The following is a 9,570-nucleotide window of genomic DNA, read 5'->3' on the forward strand; positions in this document are numbered from 1 at the left end:
ACCGTTGGGCGGGAATGGAAATGCTGTCCCACCCGGCTCCGGCCATTTGACCGATTCCCCAATCATCAAGAATCTAGGAGGAAGCCCATACCCCTCATGGCCTCCTCCGACCCCCAACGGCGGCATCGCGAATCCGGGCAGGCCGCCGTGGAAGCGGCGTTGTGCATGCCGCTGGTGGTGTTCCTGGTGCTGGGCACGCTGCAGCTCTTCATGCTGCTGCAGGGCCGCATCCTGGCGCAGGTGGCGGTGTACCGCGCGGTGCGCGCGGGCAGCCTCAACCACGGCAGCTGCGAGGCGATGACGCACGCGGCGCTGGTGACGATGCTGCCCACGGTGGCGTCCACCACGACGGGGCCCAAGCTGGCGGCGGCCTTCGCGGACCGCGAGCGCAACTACCTGCGCGTGCGCGGCACGCGGGGCACGCTCTTCACCGAAGGGCCCATGGTGGAGATCGTCCGCGAGTCGCCGGCCGTGGGCTGGGTGCGCAGCCTGGGCGGGAACGAGGACCTGCTGTTCGACGTGCCGACGAACTCGGCGGTGGAGCTGCAGCGGCGCACGCTCGAGATCCGCATGGTGGCCTGGTACTACATGCGCATCCCGTTCGCGGACTGGGTGATGAGCCGGATGTTCCTGGCCCACTTCCACCTCAAGAACTACACGAACGCGAACCCGCTCATCCTCACGCAGAAGAAGTCGGACTGGTGGAACGACACCGACGTGGAGCTGGGCGACGACGATTGGCCCGGCGGTGACCTGGGTGAGCGCATGGTGCGCTGGAGCGACCAGGGCCACTACCTGTTCCCCATCCAGGTGCACGCGGCGATGCGGATGATGAGCCCGGTGAAGGCGAACAACTTCAACGGAGGCGCTGGATGCAGCCTGCACGGCTTCTGAGGCACGGCGGCGGCCGGGGGCAGGCGCTGGTCCTGTTCTCGCTCACGCTGCTGCTGCTCACGTTGATGGTGCTGATGACGCTGGGCTTCGGCATGCGCGCGAAGGAGCGCGTGGAGATCCAGATGGCGGCGGACGCGGCGGCCTACAGCCAGGCCGTGTCGGTGGCGCGCACGTTCAACGCCATCGCGGTGATGAACCGCGCGCAGATCGCCAACATGGTGGCCATGGCCGGCACCCAGTCGTTGATCAGCTACAGCGGCCAGCACTACGCGGTGGCCAAGGAGAACGGCTGCGCCATCCCCGACGCGGCCTTCTCTGCGGCGGACGATGCCGCGGGGACCCAGACGCGGGTGCTCCAGGGCAACGCGAGCGCCCTGTTCCACGCGGAGCTGGCGCTGTACGGCACCCTGCTGACCGAACACCTGACGGACCAGAAGCTGGTGAAGAAAATCGTGCAGGCGGCGGGCTCCGACCTGGATGCCGTGAAGCAGGGCGCCGCGAAGTCGATGATGGAGGTCAGCGGCGGCAGCGGCGCGCCCGACTACGTCAAACTGATGCTCCAGGAGCGCACTGGCACGGTGCCGGAAACCGCCGGCGCGGTGCTGCCCACCGGCGGCAACCAGGGGCGCGCCACGCTCAACGCCACCATGGGCAGCCTGGGCTGGACGTGGGTGCACAACCGGCCCGGCGGCAGTGCGGGCTTCGGCACCGGTGGGGCCAACGGCGGGGGCTACGGCTTCAAGCACTACGCCGACGTGTCGTCCATGGATCCGTCCACCTACGACACCATCTCCGGGCGCAACTCGTGGGCGCATGACCACGGCGCGGCGCGGACGTTCACCTGCCCCGTCAACGGCCAGCCCGTCACGGGAACGGGAGAGGGCTCCTGGGTGATGTCCGACGAGAAGCAGACGCCGCAAGACCAGCACGTCTATGCCGCGCACCCGGCGCCAGGGCAGGGCACCGAGGGCGCCGACCGCGTGGACGAGCGGCACACGCTGGGCGAGTGCAACGTGTGTCCGGGCATCTGGCCCTACTCCGTCGGCTTCAACGTGGGCCTGCTCCAGGGTGGCAACCCGGGGCGCAACGACTACGGCCAGCCCAAGCTGTACGCGGTGGTGTCGCGCGACTACGCGGGCCCCGCGCGCCGCGCGCAACCCGACCCCTGGAACATCTACTTCCAGTTCAACTTCGCGGGCATCTCCACGGACTTCGACAACTCCAGCCCGCTGGGCCGCATCCAGCCCACAGGCCGCGAGGACGTGCAGCGCAACCAGGTGGCCCTGTCCGCGGGGCTCGCCTACTACCACCGGCCCCGCCCGGTCGCGGACGGCGGCGGCTGGCGCGAACCACCCAACTTCCTCAACCCCTTCTGGCGCGCGACGCTCGCCAGCGCCGAGGGCACCACCGACGACAGCCCCGCGGGCAGCCTGTCCGCCGCGGGCTTCACCGAGCACGCGGCCGCGCTGCGCCAGTTGGACGCGGCGGGCTTCCGGGGCGGTAGCTCCACGGGCGCGAGGTACTGACCCCCATGCGCACGCGCACGGCGGTACGGCGGGGACAGGCGCTGGTGGAGACGGCGCTGGGGCTGATGGTGTTCGTCACCATCCTGATGTTCGGCATCTACTTCGCGGAGGTGGGTGCGCTGACGCTGAAGGTGCAGGAGGCGGCGAACTTCGCGCTCTGGGAGGCCACGGGCCACGTGCAGCACGACCCGGCCAACGGCGTGTGGCAGCGCGACCTGCCCATCGCCCAGGCGGCCGCCGAGGCGGCGGGGCGCTACCGGGACTTCGACGGGCGCTCCAGCCAGGACCGCGGCGGGATGACCATCCAGCTCGCCATGGCGCGCGCCCGGCCCATCCAGGTGACCTGCCAGCCGAACCTGCCCGGGGGCGCGGGCATCGAAGGCATCACCACGGCCGGCATCGCTCCGCTGTCGAACATGAACTTCGAGGCGGAGGGCATCTCCTGCCAGGCGTGGTCGTCGATGCAGGCCTCGCGCATCGGTGAGTTCATGCGGCCGGAGTTCTTCCGCGTGTCCACCCGTCGCGCCACGCGGCCGTTCACCGTGTGCGCCGCGGGCCGCGCGGGCAACGACGGGGTGTGCGACGGCCGCTTCGCGATGCTGCTGGACGACTGGGGCCTGTCGAGCCTGGCCGAAGGTCGCTCGTGCGCGCTCAACATCAACAACGCCGTGCGCTGCCAGAACACGGATTACTACCAGTGGGCGGAGGGCGTGTACCAGGCCAACGGCGGCGCGGGTAACGCGGGCACCGCGCTGGCGGGGGTCGTGGGCGCGACCGTCGCCATCGACGAGAGCCAGTTCTTCATGAGCTTCCGGGGCGAGGAGGACAACTACGAGGAGAACCTCGGCGCCACGCACGCGGGCGGACAGCCGCGCTGGGAGGTGACGCCCTTCCTGGTGCCTCCGGGTGGCCCCACCTACGACACGCCCCGGCAGGGGAAGTGGCTGGGAGGCGTGCCGCATTGAGCCGCCGGGCCGTGTCCGCGCTGCTCGGCGGGGTGTTGGTGCTGGCGTCGCCGGTGCTGGCGCAGCCGAAGCCCCGGGCCCCGGCTTCGGCCCCCGACGCCGGGACACCGCCGGAGCCGCCGCGCTTCGCGTGGCCCAGGCTCCAGGTGCTGGAGTACGTGGAGTCCAACGACATTGTCGAGGCGGGCGGCATACCGGTGGCGCTGCGCGCGGTGCACGTGAAGGAGTCCGCGCGGGAGCTGGTGCAGCGCTTCGCGGATGCGTTCCGGGACGGCGGGCTCTACGTGCCACCCGGCAAGGAGCAGCCGCAGCTGGCGAACAACGCGGCCATGCTCACCGCGGTGGATCCGCGCCGCCGCATCACCTACACGGTCATCCTGATGGCGCAGCCGGACGGCACCACCACGCTGTACCTGGGCGAGGCCAACCACGCCCTGGCGCGCGCGCCCGGCACGGAGAATGACTTCGCGCCGCTGCCCCCAGGGGCGCAGGGCGCGCTGCGCGTCAACACGGAGGGCTCGCGCACGCTGTCCTTCCAGGTGCCCCTGTCCGGCGCGCAGGTGCAGGCGTTCTACGACGACGCGCTGGGCAAGGCCGGGTGGAAGCGCGGCGACGAGGCCGGCGTCTACACGCGGCCCGGAGAAGAGCTGCGGCTCACGCACCGGGCCGGCGACGAGGGCCGGCGCGCGGTGGTGCTGCTCCACCAGTCCCGCGCGCGCTGACGGCTCAGGCGCGCAGCTTCTCGCGCAGCGTCTTCGCGCGGCCCTGCATGTCGGGGTCCAGGCCGGTGAGCTCGATGGACTTCAGGCGCTGATCCAGGCTCTTGGGCACCTTCTTCTGGAGCGTGCCCGCCTCCTGGAGCGCCTCCAGCTTCGCCAGCGCCTGGTCGACGATGCGGTCGCGCGGGTGGTCCAGCAGGCTGTCGAGGAAGTACGCGTCCTCGGGCAGCTCCGGGTACTTCTCCAGGTACTCCACCACGCCCTTCACCCAGTCCGCGCGCGTCTCCGAGTCCTGCACCTTCTGGAGGGCGGCCTTCTGGGCCTTGCGCTTGCCTTCAGGGTCGAACGTCTTGGCGAGCCCTTCCGGCAGCTCCCCGCCGGTGAAGAGGGCGTCCGCGGCCGTCTTGTATTTCTGGTAGCTGGCGCTGCGCTCCAGCTTCTGCTGCGCCGGGTCGTCCTGGCGAGAGTGGTACTTGCTCTTGCCCCGCTGCGCGTCCAGCTCGCGGTAGGACTTGTTGCGCTTGCCGGTGAAGCCACCACCGTCGTTGTCGTCTCGACCCATCTTCATCTCCCCTTGCGGGCGCGCCACAGCGCCGCCAGTCCCCGCCGGACGAGGGTGCGCACCTGCGCCAGCTCCTCGGGAGCGAGGGGGTGCTCCTCGTCATGCTCCGCCTCGAACAACGCTTCCGTCACGTAGGCCTGCAGGGTGTCCGGCGCGGGCGGCGCATCCGAATCCCTGTCCAGGGCCGCTGGCTCCGCGGCCGTCAGCCCCGGCGGCCAGCCCAGCTCCAGCATGGCGTGCAGCTCGAAGAGCAGGTGCCGGGCGACTCCGTAACCTTCGTCCGTGAGGCCTGCGGCGTCAAGCGCACCCAGCAGGCCATCCTGCCGGTTCTCGTAGGCATGCATCAGCCGCGTGCGCGCCTTGTCGTCGTCCTCCAGATAACGCCAGGCGGCCTCCACGAATTCGCTCGAAGGCTCGCCCGGGTGGAAGGGCGCGGGCGGTTGCAGCCGCTCCTTCTTCGGCCGGGGCGGGCGGGGGCCCTCGTCCTCCTCCAGCCGCACCGCCTTGCCCTCCTGCACGAGGTCCCAGAGGCCCAGCAGGTTCTGGTACAGCCGGCGCGCCAGCTCCGGGTCCTTGAAGCGGGGCTCCTCGGCGAAGAGGGTGGGGATGACGTCGCTGGAGGAGTCGCCTTCCGCGCGCGCCTCGCGCATGCGCTCGAGCACCTCGGCGGTGTCACAGGGACTGCCAGCCAGCTCCAGCAATCCGTCGAGCGTCTGTACACCCTCGAACTGACGGACGAAGTCGGGGCCTCGGTCTTTGGAACGGCTCATCGTGGGGTGGACGGTAGACACAAGCCAGGGGTCCGCGCACGGGCCATTCGCGCCCTTGCATGGACGGTGTCGGGGGGCAGCCGGGCCGGGGACGGGCTGGCTTCCGTTTCCGGCCGGGCGCCCCTACTGTGCGCCATTCATGGCCGTGGAAACCTCGTCCGACACCCTGAAGTCCGCGATGCAGGAACTCTATCGGGCGCGAGCGGTGGAGGGACCTCCGGGTGAGAACGGCCTGCGCACCGTCTGGCACCTGAGCCCCCAGGGCGCGGAGCTGCTGTCGCTGGTGGACGACGAGGGCCGCGTCCGGCGCCAGGAGCTCACGCTGCTGGACGAGCACTGCATCTGGGCCAGCGGCCAGGGCGTGCGCACCGGGCGGGTGGAGTCCGGCGAGGCGCGCAGGCCGCCGGTGTCCACGGAGGTGCGCGCGGATCCGGAGCTCGTGCCCCAACGACTGGTGCGCGCCGCGCAGGCGCTGGCCACCTACGCGGGGCAGGACCGCTACATCCTCCACATGCAGCGCGTGCTGGCGCTGGCGCGCGAGGGGCTGGAGATGTCCAGCATCGTGGCGCCGGAGCCGCTCGGGCGGAACGTGGCCTTCGCGCCCGTGATGCCGCCGCCGCCTCGGGTGGCCGTGGCCGTCTCCGCCGCGCCAGAGCCGGCGCTGACGCCGGAGCCGGAGGCGCCGCCGGAGCCGGTGCTGCGCTACGGCGAGGCGCTGCCCAACGAGGTGCTGCCCCCGGTGGTGCGCCGCTCGGAAGGGCTGGTGCTGGTGGCCGTCTTCGGCGTGGCCTTCGTGGTGGCCATCATCATGCTCTTCGTGCTGATGCGCGGCAGCTGACGCGCGCGGGCGAGCGCCTTCCCAGCACGAGTGACGCGTCCGCGTCGCCAGGCACCGGGGCGGGCAGCCCGCTCTCATCGCCCGCGGTGACACGCTCCGGGCCCAGCGTGGTGTGAAGCGGGTGCGCGTCCAGCACCAGCAGCCCGACCACCGCGATGGTGAGCACCAGGCTGCCGGCCCACTCCAGCGTGGGCGCGCGCCGGGCCTCCCGCGCGCGGTACGTCAGCCAGGTGAAGGCCAGCACCGTCAGGCAGCCCAGGCAGCTCCAGCGCACCGTGCGCAGCCGCGCCGCCTGCGCCATGCCCTCCGCCATCAGGTCCGGCCGCAGCGCGCCGGGGGCCCGCGACAGCCGGGACAGCAGCGTGAACAGGTGGTGTGCCTCCAGCGCGCCCACCAGCGCCATGCCCGCGAGCGCCGCCGACACCAGGCTGCCCAAGAGCAGCCCGCGCCGCGTGCCCCGGCTGATGCTCGCGTGGCTGAAGCGCGCCACCCCCAGCGCCACCGACAGCGAGCCCAGCAGCACCGCGCTCGTCCACGCGCCCAGGAGCCGGGGCGCCATCGCCTTGCCCATGCCCGCCGTCAGCGCGACGCCCGCGTCCTCCGCGCCCACCAGCGGCAGCGCCGCCTGCATCCGCTCCAGCAGCACCTCCGTGCCCAGGAGCCCCAGCGTCCACGGCACCGTCGCCATGCCCACCATCACCGCCAGGGGCACCGCCCGCCCCAGCAGCGTGGAGCCCGCCGCCCACGTCAGCAGCGGCACCTCCACCACCAGCGCCAGCCCCACCAGCAGCGCGAAGGGGCCCGCGGAGGCCACCACGCTCACGAGTCCGGGCGGGCCTCCCAGGAACATGGGCAGCGTGCAGCCCAGCACGCACACCGTGGCGGGAACGGCCAACGCCACGAACATGCCGGGCGCGAGGTGTGGTCTGACTGGAACAAGCATTTCCAGTAAGAATAGGCTCCCTGGCTTCCCCGGTAATTCAGACGGGAGGACGACCCACGAGCCAGTAGAGGACACTGCTGAGAGCGCCGGACACGGGTGCGAGGATGATGCCGAGCAGGATCGTCTGGCCGCAGTCCGCGGGCTCACACCCGATGCGACCGTAGGCGAGCGCGCCGCTGACGAGCATGGGCAGGTGCATGCCGGCGATGAACAGGCCCAGCCCGCGCAGCACGAGGCCGCGGTACCAGGTGCGCGTCCACAAGCGGAAGACGAGCGGGACGAGCACGAGGGTGACGGTGGCCGCGGCGGCCAGCGCGAAGTGGCGGGCGACCACCGCGACGCACGCGCCCCCGGCCAGCAGCAGGGCGGGGACGATGAGGAGCGCGTCGAGTGACAGCGGCTCTCGTTCGCGGGGCGGCGTCGGACGCATGGGACGGCGCCGCAGGCTGGCAGGGCAGGCCCACCCGCGCAAGGCCGCGGGAAGGGCGTGGGCAGTGGGGCACGGCCCCAGGGTCGCGCATCGTCCGCCAGGGCGCGGTGGGACTCCGGTCCAGGTCGCACCCTGGGACTGAACAGTCCGTGGCGAAGGAGGCCGGAGCGAGGGGCTCGGGGGGCCGCGCGGTGTTCAGGCCGCGACAGCGCCCTCGCCCAGGAGTCGGGCGTAGCGGCCCCTTCGCGCGAGCAGCTCCGCGTGGGTGCCGGACTCCACCACCCGGCCGCCCTCCACCACGGCGATGAGGTCCGCGTCGCGCACGGTGGCCAGCCGGTGGGCGATGACGAGCACCGTGCGGCCCTTCATCAGCGCCGCGAGCCCCGCGCCCACCGCCGCCTCGCTGGTGGCATCCAGGGCGCTGGTGGGCTCGTCCAGGAGCAGCAGCGACGGGCGGCACAGGAAGGCGCGCGCCAGGGCGATGCGCTGGCGCTGGCCTCCGGAGAGCCGGCCGCCTCTCTCGCCCACGGGTTCGTCCAGGCCGCCGGGCAGCGCGCGCACGAAGTCCTCCGCGTGCGCCAGCCGCAGCGCCTCCCACAGCGCTTCATCCGGCGCGTCCGGCTGCCCCAGGCGCAGGTTGTGGCGCACGGTGCCGGAGAAGAGCACCGGCTCCTGGGGCACCCAGGCCACCTGCCCGCGCACGCTGGAGGACTTGAGCGACGACAGGGGCACGCCGTCCCACTTCACCTCGCCGCCGCTCGGGGGCAGGAAGCCCAGCAGCACGGAGAAGAGGGTCGTCTTGCCCGCGCCTGAAGGCCCCACCAGCGCCACGCGCGCGCCCGCGGGCACCGTCAGGTCCACGCCCTGGAGGGCCTCGCGGCCGTCCGCGTAGGTGGCGCGCACGCCGGACAGCTCCAGCGCGCGCGACAGCGGGCGGGCCTCGTCACCCACGTCCGGCGGCACCGGCGCGTCCGCGAGCGCGAACAGCCGCTCCGCCGCCGCCAGCCCCGTGAGCACCTGGGACAGCGTGCCGCTCAGCGACTTCACCGGCTGGTAGAGCAGCAGCGCCGCCGCCATGAAGGAGAGCAGCCGTCCGGCGAGCGTCGGATCCAGCGACACCGCTCTCGCGCCCCACGCCACCGCCGCCGCCACGCCCACGATGCCCAGGAGCTCCACCGTGGGGCTGAACGCGCCGCGGATGAAGAGGGAGCGGCGCATCTCGCCCAGGTACGCGTCGGCTTCCGCGTCGAAGGACTCCAGCGCGCGCGGCACCGTCCCGTACGCCTGCACCACGGGCAGGTTCTGGAGCTGCTCGGCGGTGATGGCGCTGAGCGCTCCCAGGCTCGCCTGCGAGCGCGTGGCGACCTTCTTCAGGGAGCGCGCGAAGCGGTTGACCGGCAGCACGGTCACCGGCACCACGACGAACGTGAAGAGAAACAGTTTCGCGTCGATGAGGAAGCACGTGGCCAGCAGTGCGACGATCTGCAGCCCATCCCTGACGTACGATGACAACGCCTGGGTGACGGAGAACTCCACCAACGGAACATCCGAGGTGAAGCGCGCCACCAGCTCTCCCGAGTGACGCTGTTCGAAGAACGCGGGAGGCTGGGCAAGCAGGCGGCCGTAGAGGAAGCCCCGCAGATCGGCCATCACGCGCTGGCCCAGCCGCTGCATCAGGCCCCCCTGAAGGAACTGCGCGGTGGCCTTCACCAGGGCCACGGCGACCACGAGCAGGGGGAGGCGGGACAGCAGCGCCTCCGGCGACAGGGTCATCCCCGCGACGGAGACGGGGGCGCCGGTGAGGACGGCGCGCAGCAGGGGCCCGACGATCCACGCATACGCGGCGGTGGCGCCCGCGGCGGTGAGCGAGGCCAGCGTTCCCGCGAGCAGCAGCCGGCGGTAGGGGGCCAGGTAGCCCAGGAG

General features: G+C 72.2%; 10 protein-coding genes. 5 read left to right on the forward strand and 5 right to left on the reverse strand.

Features of this window, described 5'->3' with window-relative positions:
- The first annotated feature begins 96 nt into the window (after positions 1-96).
- From D7V93_RS06935 to D7V93_RS06950, 4 genes are read left to right on the forward strand one after another with little or no spacing between them, the layout of a single operon-like run.
- Positions 97-894, forward strand: a complete 798-nt coding sequence (locus tag D7V93_RS06935) for a TadE/TadG family type IV pilus assembly protein (RefSeq protein ID WP_120642620.1) — start codon at positions 97-99, stop codon at positions 892-894.
- Entirely contained in the window at positions 873-2,420 is a 1,548-nt protein-coding gene (locus D7V93_RS06940; protein ID WP_120642621.1) for a pilus assembly protein, read from the forward strand. Before D7V93_RS06935 ends, D7V93_RS06940 begins: the two co-directional genes overlap by 22 nt.
- A gap of 5 nt (positions 2,421-2,425) precedes the next feature.
- The gene (locus D7V93_RS06945) at positions 2,426-3,385 is read left to right on the forward strand and encodes a pilus assembly protein (protein WP_120642622.1); all 960 of its coding nucleotides are present in this window, start codon (positions 2,426-2,428) and stop codon (positions 3,383-3,385) included.
- A gap of 11 nt (positions 3,386-3,396) precedes the next feature.
- Complete coding sequence (locus tag D7V93_RS06950) at positions 3,397-4,107, forward strand: hypothetical protein (protein WP_120642623.1); 711 nt, start codon at positions 3,397-3,399, stop codon at positions 4,105-4,107.
- A 4-nt stretch (positions 4,108-4,111) separates the two neighbouring features.
- Here the strand turns inward: D7V93_RS06950 and D7V93_RS06955 are convergent, their stop codons facing one another.
- Positions 4,112-4,666 carry a hypothetical protein gene (locus tag D7V93_RS06955; RefSeq protein ID WP_372338296.1) on the reverse strand — a complete coding sequence of 185 codons (555 nt, stop codon included), beginning with the start codon at positions 4,664-4,666 and terminating at the stop codon, positions 4,112-4,114.
- A 2-nt stretch (positions 4,667-4,668) separates the two neighbouring features.
- Positions 4,669-5,436 carry a hypothetical protein gene (locus D7V93_RS06960; RefSeq protein ID WP_120642624.1) on the reverse strand — a complete coding sequence of 256 codons (768 nt, stop codon included), beginning with the start codon at positions 5,434-5,436 and terminating at the stop codon, positions 4,669-4,671.
- Positions 5,437-5,614: 178 nt separating this feature from the next.
- Here D7V93_RS06960 and D7V93_RS06965 point away from each other — a divergent pair, with 178 nt between their 5' ends.
- Complete coding sequence (locus tag D7V93_RS06965; RefSeq protein WP_244237150.1) at positions 5,615-6,274, forward strand: hypothetical protein; 660 nt, start codon at positions 5,615-5,617, stop codon at positions 6,272-6,274.
- On the opposite strand, the gene D7V93_RS06970 is transcribed toward D7V93_RS06965, so the two are convergent.
- From D7V93_RS06970 to D7V93_RS06980, 3 genes are all read right to left on the reverse strand, one after another.
- The gene (locus D7V93_RS06970; RefSeq protein ID WP_120642626.1) at positions 6,243-7,181 is read right to left on the reverse strand and encodes a hypothetical protein; all 939 of its coding nucleotides are present in this window, start codon (positions 7,179-7,181) and stop codon (positions 6,243-6,245) included. The genes D7V93_RS06965 and D7V93_RS06970 overlap by 32 nt on opposite strands.
- A gap of 73 nt (positions 7,182-7,254) precedes the next feature.
- On the reverse strand, positions 7,255-7,647 hold the full coding sequence (locus D7V93_RS06975) for a hypothetical protein (RefSeq protein ID WP_120642627.1): 393 nt from the start codon (positions 7,645-7,647) through the stop codon (positions 7,255-7,257).
- Between the two features lie 195 nt (positions 7,648-7,842).
- A partial coding sequence (locus tag D7V93_RS06980) for an ABC transporter ATP-binding protein (RefSeq protein WP_244237151.1) occupies positions 7,843-9,570 on the reverse strand: 1,728 nt, incomplete at its 5' end.

The sequence above is a fragment of the Corallococcus llansteffanensis genome (assembly GCF_003612055.1).
Taxonomy (GTDB): Bacteria; Myxococcota; Myxococcia; order Myxococcales; family Myxococcaceae; genus Corallococcus; species Corallococcus llansteffanensis.